This window comes from Sphingobium sp. YR768, from assembly GCF_900111125.1.
GTDB lineage: Bacteria > Pseudomonadota > Alphaproteobacteria > Sphingomonadales > Sphingomonadaceae > Sphingobium.
On record NZ_FOGE01000050.1, the window covers coordinates 1 to 20288 of the forward strand.

At 59.4% G+C, this 20288-nt stretch carries 21 protein-coding genes, 2 pseudogenes and 1 riboswitch; of the genes and pseudogenes, 13 read left to right on the forward strand and 10 right to left on the reverse strand.

What is annotated here, in order from left to right; translation table 11 throughout:
- Window positions 1-97 precede the first annotated feature (97 nt).
- The 7 genes from BMX92_RS25440 (at window position 98) to BMX92_RS25470 (ending at window position 7534) form a co-directional block, all read left to right on the forward strand.
- On the forward strand, window positions 98-1177 hold the full coding sequence (locus tag BMX92_RS25440; RefSeq protein WP_256213627.1) for an MFS transporter: 1080 nt from the start codon (window positions 98-100) through the stop codon (window positions 1175-1177).
- Between the two features lie 117 nt (window positions 1178-1294).
- On the forward strand, window positions 1295-2734 hold the full coding sequence (locus tag BMX92_RS25445) for a 3-oxoacyl-[acyl-carrier-protein] synthase III C-terminal domain-containing protein (protein WP_218145857.1): 1440 nt from the start codon (window positions 1295-1297) through the stop codon (window positions 2732-2734).
- A 12-nt stretch (window positions 2735-2746) separates the two neighbouring features.
- Window positions 2747-3943, forward strand: a complete 1197-nt coding sequence (locus BMX92_RS25450; protein WP_093022134.1) for an acetyl-CoA acetyltransferase — start codon at window positions 2747-2749, stop codon at window positions 3941-3943.
- Window positions 3943-4401: a MaoC family dehydratase gene (locus BMX92_RS25455; RefSeq protein WP_093022137.1), complete on the forward strand. Its 459-nt coding sequence runs from the start codon at window positions 3943-3945 to the stop codon at window positions 4399-4401. The genes BMX92_RS25450 and BMX92_RS25455 overlap by 1 nt, the downstream gene beginning before the upstream one ends.
- The gene (locus BMX92_RS25460; RefSeq protein ID WP_093022140.1) at window positions 4398-5291 is read left to right on the forward strand and encodes an HpcH/HpaI aldolase/citrate lyase family protein; all 894 of its coding nucleotides are present in this window, start codon (window positions 4398-4400) and stop codon (window positions 5289-5291) included. The genes BMX92_RS25455 and BMX92_RS25460 overlap by 4 nt, the downstream gene beginning before the upstream one ends.
- A complete protein-coding gene (locus BMX92_RS25465; RefSeq protein WP_256213628.1) occupies window positions 5284-6465 on the forward strand; it encodes an acyl-CoA dehydrogenase family protein in 1182 nt (393 codons plus the stop codon). The genes BMX92_RS25460 and BMX92_RS25465 overlap by 8 nt, the downstream gene beginning before the upstream one ends.
- Before the next feature lie 70 nt (window positions 6466-6535).
- On the forward strand, window positions 6536-7534 hold the full coding sequence (locus BMX92_RS25470) for a hypothetical protein (protein WP_093022146.1): 999 nt from the start codon (window positions 6536-6538) through the stop codon (window positions 7532-7534).
- A gap of 92 nt (window positions 7535-7626) precedes the next feature.
- Here the strand turns inward: BMX92_RS25470 and BMX92_RS25475 are convergent, their stop codons facing one another.
- Together BMX92_RS25475 and BMX92_RS25480 are read right to left on the reverse strand one after the other, a co-directional pair.
- Window positions 7627-8061: a nuclear transport factor 2 family protein gene (locus BMX92_RS25475; RefSeq protein WP_177185264.1), complete on the reverse strand. Its 435-nt coding sequence runs from the start codon at window positions 8059-8061 to the stop codon at window positions 7627-7629.
- Window positions 8062-8205: 144 nt separating this feature from the next.
- Window positions 8206-9432 carry an acetyl-CoA C-acyltransferase gene (locus BMX92_RS25480; protein WP_093022152.1) on the reverse strand — a complete coding sequence of 409 codons (1227 nt, stop codon included), beginning with the start codon at window positions 9430-9432 and terminating at the stop codon, window positions 8206-8208.
- A 320-nt stretch (window positions 9433-9752) separates the two neighbouring features.
- On the opposite strand from BMX92_RS25480, the pseudogene BMX92_RS25485 reads away from it, so the two are divergent.
- Window positions 9753-9914, forward strand: a pseudogene (locus tag BMX92_RS25485) (SDR family oxidoreductase); the annotation flags it as partial.
- Window positions 9915-9947: 33 nt separating this feature from the next.
- On the opposite strand, the gene BMX92_RS25490 reads toward BMX92_RS25485, so the two are convergent.
- From BMX92_RS25490 to BMX92_RS25515, 6 genes are all read right to left on the reverse strand, one after another.
- A complete protein-coding gene (locus BMX92_RS25490; protein WP_093022155.1) occupies window positions 9948-11477 on the reverse strand; it encodes a phosphotransferase family protein in 1530 nt (509 codons plus the stop codon).
- Window positions 11478-11505: 28 nt separating this feature from the next.
- Window positions 11506-11748: a hypothetical protein gene (locus BMX92_RS25495; RefSeq protein WP_093022158.1), complete on the reverse strand. Its 243-nt coding sequence runs from the start codon at window positions 11746-11748 to the stop codon at window positions 11506-11508.
- A gap of 398 nt (window positions 11749-12146) precedes the next feature.
- A complete protein-coding gene (locus BMX92_RS25500; protein ID WP_218145858.1) occupies window positions 12147-12767 on the reverse strand; it encodes a MarR family winged helix-turn-helix transcriptional regulator in 621 nt (206 codons plus the stop codon).
- Window positions 12768-13018: 251 nt separating this feature from the next.
- Entirely contained in the window at window positions 13019-13702 is a 684-nt protein-coding gene (locus BMX92_RS25505) for a TetR/AcrR family transcriptional regulator (protein ID WP_093022164.1), read from the reverse strand.
- Complete coding sequence (locus BMX92_RS25510) at window positions 13699-14466, reverse strand: hypothetical protein (RefSeq protein ID WP_093022167.1); 768 nt, start codon at window positions 14464-14466, stop codon at window positions 13699-13701. The genes BMX92_RS25505 and BMX92_RS25510 overlap by 4 nt, the downstream gene beginning before the upstream one ends.
- Window positions 14459-15571, reverse strand: a complete 1113-nt coding sequence (locus tag BMX92_RS25515) for an LLM class flavin-dependent oxidoreductase (protein WP_093022170.1) — start codon at window positions 15569-15571, stop codon at window positions 14459-14461. Before BMX92_RS25515 ends, BMX92_RS25510 begins: the two co-directional genes overlap by 8 nt.
- A 113-nt stretch (window positions 15572-15684) precedes the next feature.
- Here BMX92_RS25515 and BMX92_RS25520 point away from each other — a divergent pair, with 113 nt between their 5' ends.
- The 3 genes from BMX92_RS25520 (at window position 15685) to BMX92_RS25530 (ending at window position 17748) form a co-directional block, all read left to right on the forward strand.
- Window positions 15685-16476 (forward strand): enoyl-CoA hydratase/isomerase family protein, encoded by a 792-nt coding sequence (locus tag BMX92_RS25520; protein WP_093022174.1) that lies wholly within the window; start codon window positions 15685-15687, stop codon window positions 16474-16476.
- A gap of 147 nt (window positions 16477-16623) precedes the next feature.
- Window positions 16624-16732: riboswitch (TPP riboswitch) on the forward strand.
- Window positions 16733-16786: 54 nt separating this feature from the next.
- Window positions 16787-17224 carry a hypothetical protein gene (locus BMX92_RS28525; RefSeq protein WP_371262537.1) on the forward strand — a complete coding sequence of 146 codons (438 nt, stop codon included), beginning with the start codon at window positions 16787-16789 and terminating at the stop codon, window positions 17222-17224.
- Between the two features lie 17 nt (window positions 17225-17241).
- Window positions 17242-17748: a flavin reductase family protein gene (locus tag BMX92_RS25530; protein WP_177185265.1), complete on the forward strand. Its 507-nt coding sequence runs from the start codon at window positions 17242-17244 to the stop codon at window positions 17746-17748.
- A gap of 245 nt (window positions 17749-17993) precedes the next feature.
- Here BMX92_RS25530 and BMX92_RS25535 read toward each other — a convergent pair whose 3' ends face one another.
- On the reverse strand, window positions 17994-18239 hold the full coding sequence (locus tag BMX92_RS25535) for an aminotransferase class III-fold pyridoxal phosphate-dependent enzyme (protein ID WP_256213629.1): 246 nt from the start codon (window positions 18237-18239) through the stop codon (window positions 17994-17996).
- Window positions 18240-18245: 6 nt separating this feature from the next.
- Window positions 18246-18542: an FAD-linked oxidase C-terminal domain-containing protein gene (locus BMX92_RS25540; protein WP_093022178.1), complete on the reverse strand. Its 297-nt coding sequence runs from the start codon at window positions 18540-18542 to the stop codon at window positions 18246-18248.
- A 76-nt stretch (window positions 18543-18618) separates the two neighbouring features.
- On the opposite strand from BMX92_RS25540, the pseudogene BMX92_RS25545 reads away from it, so the two are divergent.
- Window positions 18619-18885, forward strand: a pseudogene (locus BMX92_RS25545) (type IV secretion system DNA-binding domain-containing protein); the annotation flags it as partial.
- Between the two features lie 431 nt (window positions 18886-19316).
- The gene (gene panB, locus BMX92_RS25550; RefSeq protein WP_371262538.1) at window positions 19317-20141 is read left to right on the forward strand and encodes a 3-methyl-2-oxobutanoate hydroxymethyltransferase; all 825 of its coding nucleotides are present in this window, start codon (window positions 19317-19319) and stop codon (window positions 20139-20141) included.
- Window positions 20142-20288: the final 147 nt, after the last annotated feature.

The window sequence follows — 20288 nt, forward strand, 5'->3', positions numbered from 1 at the left end:
CCGCAAACCCCAAACCCTTCATCTGGAAAGCCAATCCCGACGACATCATCGCAGCCCGAAACCGAGGGTTCCAAACGTTGGAATCAATCCACTAGGTTTGCCCGTCGGCGATCTGGTCGATCGGGTAAAACGGGGGCGGCTGATTGCCGGCGGCATCATTGTGTGGAGCGTCATGACTGCGCTTTGCGGAACCGCCAACAGCTTCGGCCGCCTGTTTCTTACACGTGTCGGCGTCGGTATGGGTGAGGCAACACTCAACCCTGCAGCTTATTCGCTTATCGCCGATTGCTTTCCGCCGCACCGGTTGGGGCGCGCGCTCAGCATTTACATCGCGGGCGCCGGCATAGGCGCTGGCATCGCTTTCATGCTTGGAGGGGCCGTCATCGGCGCGGTGGAGCATCTCGGTGATCTTCCACTGATAGGGAGCATGCGTCCATGGCAAAAGGCGTTCTTGCTCGTCTCGCTGCCGGGGCTGCCGATCGCGATTGCACTTTTGCTGATGCGAGAGCCAGCCCGGCAGGGTAAAGTGGATAAGGTTGCGCTACCTTGGCGCACCTTCTTTGCTTTCCTTGCCGACCGCCGCGCTTTCGTAGTGCGCTTCATGTCGGGCATTGCCTGCTCGGCTGCAATCTCACTCGCTACGCTCAACTGGGCTCCGGCCTTCCTGATGAGAAATTTCAAGCTTGTCGCCGCCGATGTCGGTCTCATGCTCGGGCTTGTTACGCTGGTCGGAATTGTCGGAGGTCTACTATCGGGCGCCTACCTTGCCGAATGGGCAGCGCGGCGCGGGATAGAGCAGTCGCAGATTCGAGTCGCAGCGGTGGCTACATTGCTAACAGGGCCTCCGGCGATCGCCATGGCCTTCGCCGTCAGCCTGCCGGTAGCGCTGGCCGCTCTGCTTGTTCTGCTGCTTGTTGCCAACATGCCCTTCGGCATTGCGAGCGCCACGATGCAATCGCTCACGCCGAACCAGCTACGTGGGCGAATGTCAGCTTTCCTCCTATTCTGTCAAAACGGCTTCGGCATGATATTTGGGCCGCTTATCCCCGCGGTGCTCACGGACACCCTGTTTAATGGCGAAGGCACAAGCCTTGGCTTCTCATTGGCAATCTCCATCACGCTGTTTGGACTTTGCGGCGGGCTAGCGCTCTTGAGCGCAGCGCGCCATGCGGACTAACTCATCCGTATAATTATATTTCGCAAGCGTACTTTTAAATTGATCGACAGGCAAAATATGCGCAAAGGGTTCGCAGCAGTGGCGCTTGGCCGCCCTTAGGAAAGGAGCTTGAGAGCAGTGACCGAATTGGGGATCGCGCGATTTGGTGCATATGTGCCGCGGCTACGCATTGATCGTGCCGTGATAGCCGAGGCGCACAAGTGGATGGCACCAGGGCTGCGCGGGCAGGCTAAAGGTTCGCGGGCATTTACCAGTTGGGATGAAGACGTTATCACCATGGCCGTTGAAGCCGCGCGCGACGCGCTCGGCGCGGCCGATGCGAGCGGCGTCAAGGCGGTCCGGCTCGCTTCTACGTCACTGCCCTATGCAGACCTGCTAAATGCCGCAATCGTTTCACGCGCAATCGGCGCTCCAGCGGACGTTGCCAGCTCGGATGCGGCAGGATCACAGCGGGCGGGTACGTCGGCGCTGCTCCAGGCGCTCAAAGGCAGCGAGCCGACACTGGTGATTGGATCGGACAATCCCTCTGCCAAGCCGGCGAGTATCCAAGAGCTCAGCTTCGGCGCTGGGGCCGCAGCTCTGCTCGTTTCGGACGTCGATATCGTTGCCCGGCTGGTAGGATCGGCCACGGTCAATGACGTTTTCGTCGACCATTTCCGCGCCGCCGGTGCCGAAACGGACTATCTGTGGGAGGAACGCTGGGTTCGCGAGCAAGGTTATGCGCGGATCGTGCCAGCGGCGGTGAATGCCGCGCTTGCGGATGCACAATTGGCAATCGGCGACATCCAGCATTTCGTCATGCCCTCCTACCTCAAGGGCGCGGCCGACGCCGTCGCCAAGGCACTGAAATTCACGGGCAGCGTCTCCAGCGGACTCGAAGACGGTGTCGGCTATGCCGGCGCGGCGCATGCACTGCTGATCCTTGCGGCAACGCTCGAAGCCGCTGCACCGGGCGATCACATCCTGCTCATAGGATTTGGGCAGGGCGCCGATGCGCTGATTTTCCAGGTGACCCCTGCAATCGCAGCCGCCAAACCGGCGCGCGGTGTTTCCGGCGCGATGGCGGACGCGCTGGCGACAGATAGCTATCTGCGCCTGCTGTCCTTCTATGACGGGATTGACGCCGAATGGGGCATGCGCTCCGAGAGGAGCGGCAAAACCGCGTTGACCGAGCAATATCGCTCGAGGGATCAGATGGACAGCTTCAACGCGGGCAAGTGTGGAGACTGCGGCACTGTACAGTTTCCGCAATTGCAATATTGCGTGCGCTGTCACGCGCCGAGCGAAGCTTTCGAACAGCTGTCGCTACGCGACACACCGGCGACGGTCCTCACCTCCACGGCAGACTGGCTTTCCTTTCACTTGTCTCCGCCGTTGTGGGTCGGCTTTGTCGAATTCGAAAACGGTGCGCGGGTGCTGATGGAGATGGTCGATATAGGCGAGTCCGGTATCGACACCGGGACACCGCTACGGATGGTTTACCGTATCAAGGAAAAGGATCGGCAACGCGGTTACAACCGCTACTTCTGGAAATCGACGCCGCTCATTGCGGCTTGAGGAGCTTTGACAATGGCAACGGGTATTAAGGACAAGGTCGCCATTCTCGGCATGGGCTGCTCGAAATTTGGTGAGCGCTGGGACGCTGGATCGCCAGAACTCATGAAAGAGTCTTTCGAGGAGGCGCTGGCGGATGCCGGGATCCAGCGTAATCAGATCGAGGCGGCTTGGTTTGGCTGCTGGGGCGATGGCATCAACGTTGGCAACTCCTCGATACCGGCGGCGATGGCATTGCGGCTCGAGGGGATCCCGGTGAGCCGGGTCGAGAATATGTGTGCGACGGGCACCGAGGCGCTGCGCGGCGCGGCCTATGCGGTGGCGTCTGGCGCGGTCGACATCGCGCTCGCGATCGGCTCGGAGAAGCTCAAGGATACCGGGTTCGGGGGGCTCCCACCGCCCTTCAAGGGTACTTTCAACGATCTGTGGCTGCCTATGAGTTCCGCGCCTGCGGGCTTCGCGCAACTCGCGCCTTATTATCGCGCCAAATACGGCACGTCGAAAGAGGATCTTAAGCGGGCGATCAGTCACGTCTCCTGGAAGAGTCATCAAAATGGCGTGCACAGCCCCAAGGCGCATTTCCAGAAGGCTGTCACCATGGAAACAATTATGAACGCGCCAATGATTTCAGATCCGCTCGGCCTGTTCGATTGCTCGGGCGTGTCGGACGGCTCTGCCTGCGCGATTGTAACCACGCCGCAGATCGCCAGAGCGCTCGGCAAGACCGATCTCGTCACGATCAAGGCACTTCAGCTTTCGACCAGTTCCGGGCGAGAAACCCAGACAAATGACTGGGATGGTAGCTACGTCGCAACCACGCGCAACGCCGCCGCCCGTGCCTATAAGGAGGCGGGCATTGACGACCCCAAGACGCAGATATCGCTCACCGAAGTGCATGATTGCTTCTCGATCACCGAGCTTGTGACAATGGAAGACCTGGGCCTATCGGAGGACGGTCGCGCGGTGTTTGATATCCTCGATGGGAAGTTCGATCGCGACGGTGCGCTCCCGTGCCAGATCGATGGTGGTCTGAAATGTTTTGGTCATCCTATCGGCGCGTCTGGGCTGCGCATGGCCTATGAGGTCTACAGTCAATTGCTCGGTCGCGCGGGCCAACGGCAGTTGCGCAATCCTTCGGTGGGGCTCACCCACAATCTGGGTGGTGTTCCCTATCAGGGCGTGGCGGCAATATCGATACTGGGGCTGCACTGATGGCTGGGGTCTGGTTTGATGAATTGGCGATCGGGCAGGTGTTTCACCACCAGATCCGTCGCACCGTGACTGAGACGGACAATGTCCTATTCTCAGCGATGACCCACAATCCCGCCCTGCTCCATCTTGACGAGGAGTATATGAAAGGGACGCCCTTCGGACAGCGCCTCGTCAACTCGGCGTTTACGCTGGGGCTGATGGTGGGCATATCGGTTGGCGATACGACGCTGGGCACCGCTGTGGCCAATCTTGGTTGGGATGAAGTACGTTTTCCCGCCCCGCTTTTCCATGGCGACACCGTCCATGTCGTTACCGAGGTGATCGAGCTGCGCGAATCCAAGTCGCGGCCCGAGGCAGGAATCGTCACGTTCCTTCACAAGGCCTTCAACCAGAAGGAAGAGTTGGTCGCGTCATGCACACGCTCTGGCCTACAACTAAAGAATCCCGGCACGATATGACGATGCCGATCCGCTCCTTCCTGTTCATCCCTGGGGACAGCGAAAAGAAGATCGGCAAGGTGGACGACGCCGCCGCCGATGCATTCATCTTCGATCTCGAGGATGCGGTCGCACTCGCGCGTAAGCCTGTCGCGCGCGAGATGGTTCCTGCCTTCATCAAGGATCGTCCCAGGGGTACGCGCAAGTCGCAGTTTTGGGTCCGCGTTAACCCGCTCGACACCGCCTGGACGCTCGAGGACCTCGCGGCGATCGTGCCGTCCGCACCCGACGGCATCATGCTGCCTAAAGTCGATGGTCCACAGCATGTGGCGCAGGTCAGCCATTATCTGGACGCCCTCGAAACGGCAGCTGGCGTTGAAGCGGGATCGATCAAGATCCTGCCTGTGGCGACTGAAACGCCGATAGCGCCTTTCCGGCTCGGCGATTATGCCGGTGCCCGTCTCGACCGGCTCTATGGGCTGACGTGGGGCGCCGAGGATTTAAGTTCCGCAATCGGCGCCAGCGGCAATACCGACGCGACCGGCGAGTGGAACCTCACGTATAAATTAGTCCGATCGCTATGCCTGCTTGGGGCACATGCAGCTAGCGTCGAAGCGGTCGATACACTGTTTGTCGACTTCCGCGATCCCGAGGGCTTGCATGCTTCGTGCAGGGCGGCGCGTGCCGAGGGTTTTTCGGGCCGGATCGCGATCCATCCGGCCCAGGTCGACATCATAAACAAGGCTTTCTCGCCGTCCGAGGACGAAGTGGCCTTCGCTCAACGCGTCGTCGCGTTATTTGCCGCAAATCCGGACTCGGGCACATTGGCGCTGGACGGCAAGATGCTCGACATCCCCCATCTTAAACAGGCAAGCAAAACGCTTGCGATGCATGAGGCACGCCGTGGTTGATCTTCGCAACAATACCGACACCGCCAGAGGCATTTTCTCCGGCGAACATGAGCAGTTTCGCGACACGGTGCGCCGCTTCGTCGACGATGAACTGGCGCCCCATCATGCGCAGTGGGAGAAGGACGAGGTCGTTCCGCGCGAAGTATGGCGGCGGGCCGGAGAAGTCGGCATTTTATGTCCCAATGTTCCCGAGCAATATGGCGGCTTCGGCGCCGACTGGCTTTACAATGTCGTGATCATCGAGGAACTGGCGAAGAAGGGGATCACCGGTCCGGGCTTCATCGTTCATTCCGAGATGGTGGCTCCCTATATTCTCGCCGCCGGCACCGAGGAGCTCAAGCAGGAAGTTCTGCCCAAGATGGTCGCTGGCGAGTGTATCGGCGCGCTCGGCCTTACCGAGCCCGGTGCAGGATCGGACGTCAAGGAAATCCAGACCAGAGCGGTGCGCGATGGCGACGATTATCTGCTAAACGGGCAGAAGGTCTATATCTCGAATGGCCAGCTCTGCGACGTAATGGTCACAGCGTGCAAAACAGATCCGACGGCAGGGGCGAAGGGTGTCAGCCTGATTGCGGTCGACACGCACCAGCCCGGCTTCAAGCGTGGTCGCAACCTCGAAAAGATTGGACTGAAGGCGCAGGACACGTCCGAAATATTCCTGGAGGATGTACGCGCACCTAAATGGCGCCGCCTCGGGCGCGAAGGCGGTGGTTTTGGAATCATGATGGGCAAGCTTGCCCAGGAGCGGCTGACTCAGGCAGTCCGTTCCATCTGTGTCGCCGAGGCTGCGATCGAATGGACCGTAGACTACACCGCCGAGCGCAAGGCGTTCGGCCACACGATTGCGGATTTCCAGAACACCCAATTTGTACTTGCCGAGCTCGCCGCTGAAGTGCTTTCGGCGCGCGTGTTTACCGACTGGTGTATCAAGCGCTTCATGGCAGGAGAACTCAGCAGCGTCGAGGCCGCGAAGGTCAAGCTGGTCGTTACCAACCTTCATGTGAAGGTGGTCGATCAGTGCCTGCAGTTTTTCGGCGGCTACGGCTATATGACCGAATACCCGATCGCGCGGGCATATATCGACGCGCGTATTGTACGGATCGCCGGTGGTGCCGCCGAAGTCATGAAGCAGATCATCGGCCGAGATATGTTCGCAGGCAAGCTGTCGAGCTGAACCCGTCGCAGGGCCCGACGCGCCAATCTGCGACGGCTGACGTGCGACCCGCAACGGAGGAGAATTTCAGATGGACCTGGCGAAACAGGAAAAGCCGCTACAGCCGCCATTTCCGGACCTTGTCAACTGGAGCGAGAATTTCTGCCTCGCCGGCTACGATCCAGTATCGAACATAAGTATTTGGCTGCATCTCGGGCGATGGCGCAAGGAACTGACGCTCTGGCGCGAGATCCTGACTATTGTGTTGCCGGATGGCTCGGTAATCGGCCACCGAGCCTTCGGCAATGCGCGGGCCTCAGAAGATGGGCCCGGCGCGGCCGACCTTGCCATTCGCGTCATCGAAGACGGGCGGAAGCTCAGCTATCGGTTCGATGGCATGGTTCGCCGGGTCGAAGCCGAAACCTTGCTCGAAGGCGAACTTCGCGACGGTCCGCGACAGCGCCTAAAGTTCGACCTGACGTTCGAGTCGGATGCGGCGCTTTGGGACCTCCATAAGTTCGGGGGAAGCCAGCAGTTCCTCGGAACTGGCCATATCGAACAAATCGGCCGTCTGACCGGCGCGGTTGTGATCGACTATCAATCTTACAGCTTTACCGGCATGGGCAATCGTGATCACAGCATGGGCGCCCGCGATACGATTAACATGCGGCAGCACCAATGGCTGCAAGGGTATTTCGAGAATGGGGTCAGCTTCCTCATCTATGACGCGATCGTGCGCGGAAGTGAGGAGCCGGTTTTCAGTGAGGCCGTCGTATTCGAGGGCAACACGATGTTTACCGGCAAGTTGCGCTACCCATGGCGAATCATGAACGTGGCTGACGGCACAAAGCCCTTCGCATTCTCCATCGACTATGAGGGCGGAACGCTCGACATCGAGGTAGTACGAATGCCGGGCACGTCATACCTGTCTTTTTCCGCGCCAAATGACATCTATGTGGGTGTGCAGAATGCCGGCGATCCTTCAAGGGCGATGCTGGAGCAATCGGCGATTCTGCGCCTCAACGGCAGCGTCGACGGCTTCGGCAACCTCGAGCGCACAGTACCAGGCGAGGTTGCACTCGAAGCATGATTGATGGTCGCAGCGCGGCAGAGGCTCGTGCCGCTTGACCGGCCAGGAGATCGTCTCATTATCGATGATGGCGAGACGATTTCCTGACGTTCCTACGATCCAGCTTCCCGGTCTCCCGGCCCCCAAAAGGTCGTATATTTGCTAATCAGGCCTGCATCGTCGAATTGGGCGACGCTAATATTGTCGACGGTGTCGTCGCCAACGTGTCCACGGATCGCCATGGCCGCGGCGTTGCCGCCGCTGCCTGTCACCATCAGCAATTCAATCTGGAGCTTGGCGACTACAAATGTGTAGAAGGCGCGAATATCGTCGCATCCGCGAATATTGTGGCGGGTACCACCGTAAGGATCCTCGACCGCCCCGTCAGGCGCAAACAACGCAACTATGGCATCCACGTCCTTGCGGTTGACGGCATCAACATAGCGCCGCAGCGCATCGCGCTGATGAGCATTCGCTCGTTCGACCAGGTTCCATTCAGCTGTTGCGATCGTTTCGCTACCCACCCGTTCCGCCGTTTTGCCGGTCATCGTCTGTTTCCTTTCGGGCCGTCTGTTCAGATCCAGTGCGTGCAGCGCCGCGGCTGCCGACGGTCCGGCTGACATTGGTCGCCAGTCCGATGGATTGTGCGGCCAAAAAATATGGACCGTGCTTCAAATATCAGATTCTGTAAGTCAGATCCGCTCTATGATTGTCGCGGGCGCCATCCCTCCGCCGGTGCAAAGCGTGATCAGACCAGTCGTCTGGTCACGCCGCTCTAGTTCGTCGAGGATGGTGCCGATAAGCATCGCGCCGGTCGCACCTATCGGGTGACCAAGAGCGATTGCTCCACCGTTCACATTCACCAAAGCCGGGTCCACGTCGAGATCGCGCTGAAACTTCATCGGGATCGCCGCGAACGCTTCGTTGACTTCGAACAAATCTATGTTCCCAATGTCCATTTTCGCCTTGGCGAGCGCCTTGCGCGCAGCAGGCACTGGCGCATTGAGCATGATCTCCGGGGAATCACCCGCCACCGCGATCGAGCGCACCCGCGCGCGCGGCTTGAGCCCATGAGCGCGGGCATAGTCGGGCGAAGCGAGCAGAACAGCCGCCGCGCCATCGGCTACCCCGGAGGAATTGCCGGCATGATGGACATGGTCGATCACAATTCCTGGAAAGGCTCGTTCAACCAGACTGCGTTGGCTCGTTCCATCTTCCGCTATTTGCCGGTCCATGTAGGGCGGGAACGAGGCGGGCAACTGGCCGAGCCCTTCGGCCGTTGTCCCGGGACGGAGGAGTTGTTCGTGGTCAAGCACGACATTCCCGGCGGCGTCGAGCACAGGCACGACGCTGCGGAATGCACCACTCCTTACCGCCTCTGCAGCACGGCGATGGCTCTCAGCGGCATAGCGATCAATGTCGGCGCGGCTAAAGCCCTCATGGGTGGCGATGATGTCGGCAGCGATGCCCTGCGCAAACTGCGCACGCTTCGCGCGCAAGGCGGTGTTGTCGGCATCGAGCAGCGGTGGGCGCTGGAGCCCGGCCGTATAAGACATCATCTCGACCCCGCCGGTCACGACGAGATCCTGGAAACCCGAAAGAATAGCCATGGCGCCCAGGCTGAATGCGGTCAGCCCCGACCCGCAGAAGCGCTCGACCATCATACCGGGAGCCGCGTCGTCATAGCCTGCGGACAGCGCGGCCATGCGGGCAAGGCAATAGCCCTGTTGGCCGCTCTGCGTGCCGCATCCGATCATGATATCGTCGATGTCTCCAGTATCGAATCCGACCCGGTCACGCAGCGCTCGCAGGACAACTGCAAGGAGCTCCTGCGAATGCATGTCAGCAAGCGCGCCCTTGCCGGCCTTGCCGATGCCACGCGGCGTTCGCAGTGCGTCGATCACCCATACTTCCGCCATCACAACCTCTCAATCGCATGCAAGCAATAAGTTCGTATTATTACGATCGCGGATTGCAGAAGGTTTTTAACGGTGTCAAGCGGAAGTGCGCTCCATGGGTACATCCTGGCCCTCGCGCACCACCATCGCGGTAACATGCCATTCAAGACCAGACCCTTCTGAGCTGCGTTAGGTAAAGAACAATGATTGGGACGCAACTCGATGCGATTGAAGTCCCGCTCGTCTTGGTTTGCAGAATATGATTCTTTGGCGGGATAATCTCCTACGGTGCCGCCAGCGTGTCTTCGACGATCATCATGCCACCATTCGATCCCGGACTGATGGCAACTGATCTCGGCAACAGCATTCCGGAGAACATCAAAGCAATGCCCGTCGCAAACCTGGCCATCAAACACTTCGGTCAACTCGACGAAATAGCGCCTGCTGTGACCTTTCTGGCCAGTCCATCAGCCTTCTATATTACCGGAGCGACGCTTGTCATTGACGGCGGATTCGCCGCTCCGCTGCTTGCGCCTTCAGCCACCTATTGCGGGCAGCTTGCTCGCGGCCTGCCGCTCGAGCATCCGCAGGCAGGTCGTCACGGCATGTGCCGTCCGCACTTCCACGACGTTGCTCACCGCCATGTTATGCATGATCTCGGTGAACATCACGTTGCGAACATCGCTCAGCATGCCGAAGAACTCGATCGCATCGGGGCGATATTCCTGGCCGCCAGCCGCGAGATACGCATCGATGAACTCTTGCCACGTCATCCGGTCACCCAGCAATGGGCGAACATAGGCGAGGTCCTGCATCGGATCGCCGATATGCGCCAGTTCCCAATCCAGGACCGCCGTCACCTTCGGTCCTTCGACCAGCAGGTTCCACAGGCCGAGATCCGAGTGCACGACTATGGGCCGGTCGGGAGAGCGCGGCGCATTACGTTCGAGCCAGAGCAGTGTACCGCGCGCGAGGGGCATGGGCGACACCTGGTTCTCGACCATCTGGCGATGCACATTGGCGACGGCGAGGCGGTTCGCATCCTTGTCCGGCGTGGCTGTCCATATCGCCGGCAAATCCGATTCACGTGGATCGAGTGCGTGGAGCTTTGCTGCAAAGCGCGCGAGATCGAAAAGCGCCTCGCGTGTGCACTCCGGGTTCGGCCCGCTGAAGCCGCCGCCCGTTGCGCCCGACAGCTTTGACATCACGATGAAAGGACGGCCGAAGCGGCCAGTTTCTGGGCTAAGAAACAGCGGCTCGGGCACTTGGAGACCATGATCGCTAACGAATTTGATGATCGGATATTCATCGATCACTTGGGTGTTGGTGCCGCTGAGCGCGGCATCCTGGCGGATCACAACTGAGGAATAGGGTAGATCGGTGCCTTCCAGGTCCGCGATCAATGTGACCTTACCCCAGCCCATCGGCGGACGGGTCATACGCATTACCTTGAGATCAGACACGTTGGGCATTTGTTCGCGCATGAACTGCTCGAAGCGGTCGAGCGTGATGACGCCTGGATCATGCGCGCCGGGCTTTTGCTGCGTCTCGATCCGCTCCGCCGTGGCGCGATGACGCGCTTCCACGCTTTTCTCATTTTTCAGCAGGCCTGCCAGGATCTTTCCAAGCTTCGCCGAGAAAGCCGGACTCTCAGTACCAGGCACAGCCGCAAGCTCGCCGAATGCCTTGCCGAGGAGATCCGAGACATCGCTTTGCTCCCCATCCCGGGGGAGATCATTCATCAGCCGGTCGGCGAGTTTCTGTCCGCTCCCTCCGAGCGAGTGAGCAAGCGCAATCAGGTTGTGCAGCGCGTCCCAGCGAGCCGCGCGCTGGATCGGAGCCGTGACCGGCTCTTCGAGTCGCCGCGCAACAATGTCGAGGATGATCCGGCGGATCATGCCGATCGTGTGCTTCGCTTCAGGTTCGCTCACCGCGGGTTCGATCATCAAGCGCAGATCCTGTTCGATGCCGATCAGCAGCGGAATCTCCCCGGATGCCTCGAACAGCGATGGGAGCGCTGCCTCTCGTGCGCCCGCAGAGGCCTCGGATAGTGACGGATTTGACATTCGATACTCCTGATAAACAAGGCTGCCTTCAGCGCCCAGCCTCACCGGCTGACACGGGCGCCGGTGAGCCGATGAAATTCTTCAGATGCGGCGCAAGGTTTACGGCATGCGATTCGATGCAGTACAATCCGCCTCGTAACGAGGCGTAACTTGGTGCATCGACATAGTTGGCGCAGGCCTGATCATTCAGCGTGTCGGATGCGATCTTCGGGATCGATCCGTCCTTTGCCTCAATCAGGCTGACATAGGCTGCGGACGACGACGCGGTCATGTGGAAAAGACCAGCGTCGCGCCATGTCCGCCATCGGTATAACGATAATGGATTTGCCCTTCGGCGGTATCGACATAGGCTTTGCGGATCATGGCCTCTTCCTTCAGAGCGCGTGCCTACATCGGACCCGCAGCATGAGCTCTCATCTTTCCACTCGCTGAGATTGAACTCAAGCTATTTATACTCTTGCTTACTAATTATAGCGTGCGGCGCGGGATCATGTATAAGACGTCATCTGCCTCTCATCCGTCGTGGCGCATTTGCCAGAGGTTGGAACTGTCGCAAGCAGACGCGGGAAGGCGTCTCATCAAGCCATCACCGAGATGTCGAGGAGCGATGCAGCATGATGTTGGACTCTGGGAGCGGCCTGGAGCGAGCCCCCTTCGATCGGCTAGGTCTTAGAGTTCGGCGCCCTCAGAGATGTCCAGATGGTCCTCAAGGCCATCATCGAGTGCTCCTACCTCGCTCGATGGTCCACGCAGTTCCATACGCAGATTCTGGCGCATCTGGTGAAGTACCTCCTCAGCGAGGTGGATCTGGTCTATCGAGATGCCTTTCATTACGACACTATTAAGTTGGCGACCGATCGCCGCCATCTCATCCATTATGCCGTAACCGCGCTCCGTGATGAACACCCGCTTCAATCGGCGATCAGTGCGGTCTGCCTTGCGGACAATATAGGCCGCGGTCTCGAGCCGATCGAGCAGCCCGCCAATGGTCACCTTGCCCACGTCCAGAGCCTGCGCGAGTTGGCTCTGCGTTATGCCCTCACCCTCGCGCGAAAGATTTGCGAGCGCCCACCATTGTGCACGGGTGATGCCGAGATTTTTGACGGCCTGATCAAAAAGTGTCCGGCGCATCCGGGACACATCGTGAACCAAAAAACCCATCCGGACATAAGGCTCCGCAGCCACTCGGCGCTTTTTGTTGATGACAGGACGTGATGGACCGGCTTTTTTCATTTTCACCCGCGATTTTCTAGCAGTCAGGTCCCAGATCGCTTCGCTATCTTCGCCCAATTACCCTATGCCAAGCACCGTGGGCATAGACTGTCAAGTTCGATCACAATGTTCTTGGTTTTACTCCTGATCGCTAGGAGCCGTGCTCGATGCTTTGAGATGGTTTCCAATATTGCGCCAGCGTATCATGCGGTAGAGACTGAGGCATGGTGGGCCGTGCTGACCCGCTTATGCCGCTTCGGCATCTAGCGATCGGCTGACTGGATTATCATGGGGCTAAGCAGCGCGGACTGTGCACCACGGCACCGGCTTCAATGATGCCCAAGCGCCCTGCAAAAGCGGTCGATGAAAGTGTCCGACACATAGGGCTCAATCACCCCAAAGTGATGCTCGATGCAGTTGCGAAGGGCGCCGGGCGGTGGAACGTCATCGGCACTGTCGTCGGGCATGGTTTCTTGTAACCATGCAATCCACACCGAGACAATATTGTCGGCGATAACATTGGCGCTATTAGGCGCACGTGGACTGCGCATCGTCCCGAGCGCAATCTGGTCGACCGTGGAGCGGCGGATCATGCTGCGGATCAGCGACCGCATGGCATCCTGACGAAGCGCGAGATCGGGGCTGATCCCGCCGAGATAGTGTGAAGCGTTAAAAAAGAACCGGTAGCGCCAGAGTACGGTAAGGAAGCCCCCCATTGCCTGTATAAAACCCTCACCGCTTGGCGCTTTGGCAAAGAAGGGGCGCGCTGCCGCCGCAATCTCTCTGTCGAGAGTGTCGGCGAGCCCGGCAATGATTTCACCTTTGCCCTTGAAATGATAATTCAGGTTGCCAGAGCTTATCGAGAGGTCGCCGGCGATCTTGTAAACGGCAGTCGCTTGCACGCCGTTCCGGTTGAATTGGTGGCGGCTGGCTTCGAGGATCGCGTCGCGGGTCGCGGCTCCCCGCGCGCGCTTCTCTGGTTCCGCGAAAGCCTGGCCGCCCTGTCCGCTCAAGCCGTCACCGCCTCCGCGAGCTTAGTAACGCCACCGACATGATCCAGATCAAGCAAAATTCTCCGCGGTTTGATCTGGAGGCCGGCGGTAACTACCGTCGAGGCAATAAGGTCAGTGGGATGGACTCTTCCACCGGTTATGGCTTCCGCGTCGAACGTGTCGAATATGAGGCGACCGCGATAGCTCTGATCATAATCATAGACCATATCGACCTGCAGCAGCCCTAATTTTCCATCGACCTTGGATAGGTTGATGGCTTGGGGATAGCGCACGGCGCGCGCCATGCCGAGCAAAAATTCAGCATCTTCCGTGCGCATGCGCGCGATGCATTTGCTGTTTAGCGTGATTTCACTGACCGCACCATGATATGGCTGGCGCACACGGACGTCGGCTACCTCGCAGGGAAATCCCCAATTGTCGCGAAGGAGTTTTGCGGACGCCTCGGTCGAGGCGAAGGCCGACAACGTCAACATGCGGGGCTTGATCGTGTTGCGACAGCCGATACCCATCACCGCAAACTCGAACGCGCCCACAGGGCTGTGATACACGCGATAGAAGGTCAGGCTTCCATAAACCGGCGTGCTCGGATGGAGCGAGGGGGGCAATACCGCCATCACCTCCGCATATGGCATTTCGAACAGTCCGCAATGGATGTCGACCTTGCCGAGTTCGACCAGCGGGGAACTGCCGCTGGGCGTGACAACTGGCAGAATGGCGGTGAGATCGCCGTGCCCGACGGGATGGTTGAGGTAGGGATTAGACATGGACAGCCTCCTTGGCGCTAACCTTGATCCCGCTCTTCTTGAAATGCGGCATGACCTCGCGTTCGAATAGCGCGAGGCTTGCCATCACTTCGTCCTGTGGGATGACTTCGCGCGAGTTGATCATCAGGACCATCTGATCGACGCCAGCCGACTCCCAACTTTTGATCGTGTCGATCAGCTCCTGCGGGTTGCCCGCGGTCAGCCCTTCGGGAATGGCCTTGGCTTTCTCGTCGTCTGGATCGACCCGAAACTGGCCCAAAAGGCCTGTGGCGCCATAATTATTGGCCGGGAAGGCCTGCGAAACTTCGATCGTCTGCGCAGCCATCGAACTGAAGCTCTCGATCAGCTGGCGCATACGCATTTTAGCATAATTGCTGTCCTCGTGACAGAACATCCAGTTCACCGTGGCGATACGGTTGTTCACGAAAGCACCGACTGGCTCACACGTCTGGATTCGCTTCCGGTAGGCCTCAAAGCGTGGTGCATTTTTTTCAAGATTGCCTACGGCCAACGCAAGGCAGCCCATCCCACGCTCGGCGGCGTCAATCTCGGTCCCTGGCGCGGTCACCGCCACCCACATCGGTGGATGCGGCGACTGGATCGGCTTTGGCAACACCGAACGCTCGGGCATCTTGACGAACTGACCGTCGAAACGGACCCGCTCTTCCATCCACATCTTTGGCAGGGCGCGGATATATTCATCCCAACTCTTTTTCGTAGTCGTGATGTCGGAACCGAAGCCGCCAAGTTCATTCCATGTCGAGGAGCGTCCCGTTCCGACTTCGACGCGGCCGTTGGACAAAACGTCGAGAAAAGCGGCTCGCTCGGCGAGGCGGACCGCGTGGTGCATCTCGGGAACGCAGGTGGCGATACCGAAGCCGAGCCGGATATTTTCAGTCTGCGCCGCGATCGCGGCCAAGAACATGTCCGGGCAGGAAGCGTGACTATATTCTTCAAGGAAATGATGCTCAACGCACCATACCGCCGCGAAGCCCGCCTTGTCCGCGAACCGCGTCTGCTCAAGTGCATTGTTGAACACCACGCGCTCAATATCGCGCGTGAACGGGCGCGGTACGGACAATTCGTGGAAGATGCCGAATTCCATTAGGAATCTCCTTCTTGGTCTAATTCGAAAATAGGTACTATTGACTAATTCGGGTCGAGTCAATAGGAGATCAGTCGTGCTAGTTATGGCGGCAGCTTAGGTAGGAGAGGGGTATGAGCGACTTGATCGAGCTTAGTCAAAAAGGGGCCGTCCTAACGCTGACGCTCAACCGGCCCGAAAAATACAACGCGATCAACGACGCGATGTTGGCGACGCTGTATGCGGAGGTGCGCCGCTTTGCGGTGTCGGACGATATTCAGGTACTGCTGATACGAGCAAATGGCCGATATTTTTCCGCAGGAGCGGATTTAAACAGCGGGCTCGTCCCCGACTTCTCGAGTCGCAGTCCACGCGCGATACGCAGCTGGCTCCGCGGTAGCGAGCGCAGCCTGACGCCGCTTGGCGAATTGATGGAAGCGATCGAAAAACCCGTTGTTGTTGCGCATAACGGCCCATGTATTGGCGGCGCGCTCGAGCTTTCCCTGTCATGCGATTTCCGGCTCGCGGCCGACAGCGCCGCTTACTATCTGCCTGAGACGCGACTTGGCGCCGTACCCAATGGGGGCGGAACCGCGCGGCTTACCAGGATGATCGGTCCACACTGGGCGCGCTGGATGCTCATCGCCGGCAAAACAATCGACGCGACCAAGGCGGAAGCGATTGGCCTTGTTCACGCAGTCTACCCTCAGGCCGAATTCGATGTGGAAGTCGATGCCTTTTGCCAGTCGCTCGCCGAGATGCCGCCCGAAGCAATCGGCGCAACCAAGATAGCGATCGAGCTCGTTGCCGATCTAGGAAGCGCGGCCGCGCGCAACGTGGAGCGGATTGCAACGAGCGCTTTGGTTTTTGGCGACGAGCTAGAGGCTTGCATGGCTGCGGCGCAGCAACGGGTCTCGCCGACGTGATATGACTGCCCGAGAGGCATGCGCGTTGTAAGAGTGGCCAATTAACTTCTTAGCGGAAAGGGTGTTCGGCTTACTGGCGTAGACAGCCTCATGGCTGAATATTTGGTGCTCGATATGTTTCCTACCAAGCACACGGCAGCCTAAAGTTCTTCTATCCCCGGGGGCCGCTCATGCGCGGCTAAGAGGTGATCAGCAGAACACGACCCGCTGAACCTGATCGGGCTAAACCGGCGTAGGGAGGGTCGGCGGCGGGTCCGTTGTCCCTCCATGTGGAGTGGACGAGAGACGATGACGATGGATTTTATCTCTGTTGCATGCGCCGCTTTTGCTTCGGACACCTGCGGATGGGGCGGCTGAGCGCGATAGGGAGGATCGTGCCACCATCCAAGTGGAGGGGCATCCCGACCGCGATGGGCTGCTGGGCGTCGATATCGGCTTCAAGTGCATGCATGTATTGCGTCGGGGCCATAACTATCTGCCGGCCCCTCAATCGGAGGCGCGCCGGAGCAGCTTTGCCGCGCTGGTGAGTCAAGGGAAGACGGTGCTTAAAAATGAATATTTGCTCTCGCAGGAGCTGGGCTATCACTATATCGGCACGAACCTGTCCTTCTCCCTGACCACTTTCCATTATCACTTCCGCAACCGGCAGGCGGCGACGGCGGTCGAAAGCTGCGGTGCGCTGGTCAATTCCGCGGCAGGCCTTCACCCAGTTCCTGGAGAAGGGCAGTTGGCCAGCGGCTTTACATGAACGATTTGGAGCGACAGATGACCATCAGTATTGCCCCCATCATCGATAGTGCGATCTATCGGAGCGTCCTTGGGCATTATCCTACAGGGGTTTGCGTGGTCACTGCTTCGCTTCCCGAAGGGCGCCACGCGGGCATGGTTGTGGGATCCTTCACTTCTGTTTCCCTCGACCCGCCGCTCGTCGCCTTCTTCCCGGACGTTTCCTCGTCCAGCTGGCCACAGATCGAGCAGGCTGGGCGGTTTTGTGTGAACATCCTGGCAAGCGACCAGAAAGAAGTCTGCCGTCGCTTCTCGGTGAAGGGTGAAGATAAGTTCGCCGGCGTGTCCCATCGTCTGTCGGCGAATGGATCGCCCGTTCTGGACGACGTCGTCGCCTGGATCGACTGCATATTGGACAAGGTGTATGAAGCGGGCGATCATTTCATCGTCCTCGGCAGGGTGCAGGAACTCGACATCGTGCGCTCGGAACAACCGCTGCTCTTTTTCCGGGGCGGCTATGGGAGCTTCGCGCCATTGCCGGAATAGACCGCGACGTCATAGGAATTAAGCCGGGACGAAGCGTGCAAGGCGCGATCGCCGACCCACGTCTTCCATCGAATAGATGCCATATTCTTTGACCTATTGGCGGCTTGTGGCGCGGACGATCTCAACCAAGGCTCAGGCCATCTGTCGCGCAGGTATCCCAAGACCAGTGTACCCATCCGGCGGGCCTTTCAATTGCCCACAAGTGGCTAGATCGCGAGCGCCGCGCCGAGCTGGATGTCCATGAATCAAGACCATCCTCGCCACATGATCATATTACCTGGCGGGGGGATCACGTCTTCGGGCGAGATAAGCGCCGCGACGAGGGCAGGATGGGTATGGCCCAGGCTGTTGGTGGCTATGCTGGCCACGCAGTCGAGGAAACTGCGGCCGTCCGTGGCATGCAACCACATACCCTCGCCGCGTTCCACCTCCACCGGCGCGCGGTTATAGACTGCCATCAGGTCACTCGACCCCATCATGTCACTCGACATAGTCACTTACTCCATTCCGAAATCGATGCGTCCCATCGGGACAGGCGCCACCAGGCGCTGGATTGCTCCGGCCAGGCGGCGCACGCCGGCGGGCACACAGCGGGAATAATGGGCGATGTTGCGCGGACCGATGCCATGCTCCGGGCTGAAGCTGCCGCCATATTCGCGAACGACCGTGTCGAAGATGATCGTGCGGGCGCGCTCGATCATCGCCGCGTCGGGCGTGCCGGCGCCGTGGAGCCAGACCAGATTATAGTGCAGTCCGCCATCGCCGATATGGCCGAAATCATGCGGCTGGAGCATGGGAGCCGCCTCGGCTAATCTGAGCAACAATCTGCTCTGTTTGCGAGCAGAGGCGGCTACGTTTGCAAGCGCCTACACCTATGTATCGGTACTGCTCGACCGTCTGCTGCGCTCGAAACTGAAAGACCTTGCCGCTTTCGTGACGGGAACGGACGCCGCCGCTTTCACCAGCACCGAAGGCGAACGGACATCCGCCGGCATCCAGGCCGAACTCGCATCGGTCATGCGCAGTTTCGGTTATCTCGATGACACCGAAGACGGCTTCTCGATTCGAGACTGGGTGGAAAAGGGCGCAGATGGAAGCTGTCTCTTCATCACCGTGAAGGCCGACCAGCTTCCCTCGGCCTCGATTTGGCCAAGACGGTATTACAGGTGCACGGCGTTGACGAAGCCGGTGTGACCGTATTGCGTCGCAAGCTCCCGCGCGCCGAGATTATATCATTTTTCACTAAGCAACCGGCATGCGTTGTCGTGATGGAGGAATGTTCCAGTGCGCATCCCTGGGTTCACATGTGGGCAGAAATAGCCCCGCCTCTCGCGCAAGCTCGTTGTCTGGGCAGCGACCATCCCCTGGAAAGACCGTAGAAGTCGTTGATCGATGGCGCCTAACTTAAGTGGAGCAGGATGCTTCATATTTGGGCATTTAGGTGGTTTTATGCCAATAAGAAGCTAAGCCTCTAACGCATTCGCAAGCACATTCTACGTGATCGTAGCTATATGCTTCATTAGATGAACGTGCGGGGCGGTCCTGCGCCTTGTCGACAAGGAGGAACGGTGTCCAAGCAAACAGTCTCCCGGCGCGTCACGGTTCCGTCGCTTCGCGCTCGCAAAGGCAGCGAAAAGATTGTCTGTTTGACAGCCTACACCGCGCCGATGGCGCAGCTCTTGGACCCGCATTGCGACCTTCTGCTGGTCGGGGACAGCCTGGGCATGGTGGTCCATGGCTTTTCCACGACGGTCGGGGTAACATTAGACATGATGATCCTTCACGGTCGCGCCGTGGTGCGCGGCAGCTCGCACGCGCTGGTCGCGGTGGACCTTCCGTTCGGCAGCTACGAGCGTTCTCCAGAACAGGCCTTCGCTGCCGCATCGCGTACTCTGTGCGAGACGGGCGCGCAGGCGGTGAAGGTCGAGGCCGCAGACGGGGTGGCTGACAGCATCGCTTTCCTGACCGGGCGCGGCATCCCCGTCATCGGCCATGTGGGTTTGCGGCCGCAGGCGGTGCATTTAGAAGGCGGTTTCAAGGCCCGTGGCCGTAGCGCGGAAGAGCGCGAGCGCGTTCTAGCGGAGGCGCGGGCAACAGACGCGGCCGGAGCTATCGCAATTGTGGTGGAGGGCGTGACGCCTGAACTGGCGGCAGAGATCACTGTCGCTGTCTCCTGCCCAACGATCGGCATTGGTGCCTCCAATGCCTGCGACGGCCAAATCCTCGTTTCCGAGGATATGCTGGGCGTGTTCGACACGACGCCAAAGTTCGTCCGGCGCTACGCGGACCTTCGCACTACGATCAGCGACGCCGCGGCAGGCTATGCTGCAGAGGTACGATCCGGTGTATTTCCCTCCGAAGCCGAGGAGTATCGCTTGAAGTCGCACTCGTGAGGGCGGTTGGATACTCCCGTCCATAAGCCATATTCGCTAGCTTAGAGGCATCTGTCATCGGTCGTGCAATTCTCCGCAAAAGTGGGCGCTCCCGCAAATTCGGTGCAGGTGTCATGCCATGATACGCGCCCGGAGTAGGTCGAGGCC

What these genes read in the sequence shown, in the direction of transcription:
- BMX92_RS25460 (WP_093022140.1), top strand. Translation starts at nt 4,398, where the DNA reads ATGACGATGCCGATCCGCTCCTTCCTGTTCATCCCTGGGGACAGCGAA.
- BMX92_RS25530 (WP_177185265.1), top strand. Translation starts at nt 17,242, where the DNA reads ATGACCATCAGTATTGCCCCCATCATCGATAGTGCGATCTATCGGAGC.
- BMX92_RS25515 (WP_093022170.1), bottom strand. Translation starts at nt 15,571, where the DNA reads ATGGAATTCGGCATCTTCCACGAATTGTCCGTACCGCGCCCGTTCACG.
- BMX92_RS25535 (WP_256213629.1), bottom strand. Translation starts at nt 18,239, where the DNA reads ATGTCGAGTGACATGATGGGGTCGAGTGACCTGATGGCAGTCTATAAC.
- BMX92_RS25450 (WP_093022134.1), top strand. Translation starts at nt 2,747, where the DNA reads ATGGCAACGGGTATTAAGGACAAGGTCGCCATTCTCGGCATGGGCTGC.
- BMX92_RS25480 (WP_093022152.1), bottom strand. Translation starts at nt 9,432, where the DNA reads ATGGCGGAAGTATGGGTGATCGACGCACTGCGAACGCCGCGTGGCATC.
- BMX92_RS25470 (WP_093022146.1), top strand. Translation starts at nt 6,536, where the DNA reads ATGGACCTGGCGAAACAGGAAAAGCCGCTACAGCCGCCATTTCCGGAC.
- BMX92_RS25455 (WP_093022137.1), top strand. Translation starts at nt 3,943, where the DNA reads ATGGCTGGGGTCTGGTTTGATGAATTGGCGATCGGGCAGGTGTTTCAC.
- BMX92_RS25490 (WP_093022155.1), bottom strand. Translation starts at nt 11,477, where the DNA reads ATGTCAAATCCGTCACTATCCGAGGCCTCTGCGGGCGCACGAGAGGCA.
- BMX92_RS25540 (WP_093022178.1), bottom strand. Translation starts at nt 18,542, where the DNA reads ATGCTCCAGCCGCATGATTTCGGCCATATCGGCGATGGCGGACTGCAC.
- BMX92_RS25520 (WP_093022174.1), top strand. Translation starts at nt 15,685, where the DNA reads ATGAGCGACTTGATCGAGCTTAGTCAAAAAGGGGCCGTCCTAACGCTG.
- BMX92_RS25495 (WP_093022158.1), bottom strand. Translation starts at nt 11,748, where the DNA reads ATGACCGCGTCGTCGTCCGCAGCCTATGTCAGCCTGATTGAGGCAAAG.
- BMX92_RS25475 (WP_177185264.1), bottom strand. Translation starts at nt 8,061, where the DNA reads ATGACCGGCAAAACGGCGGAACGGGTGGGTAGCGAAACGATCGCAACA.
- BMX92_RS25510 (WP_093022167.1), bottom strand. Translation starts at nt 14,466, where the DNA reads ATGTCTAATCCCTACCTCAACCATCCCGTCGGGCACGGCGATCTCACC.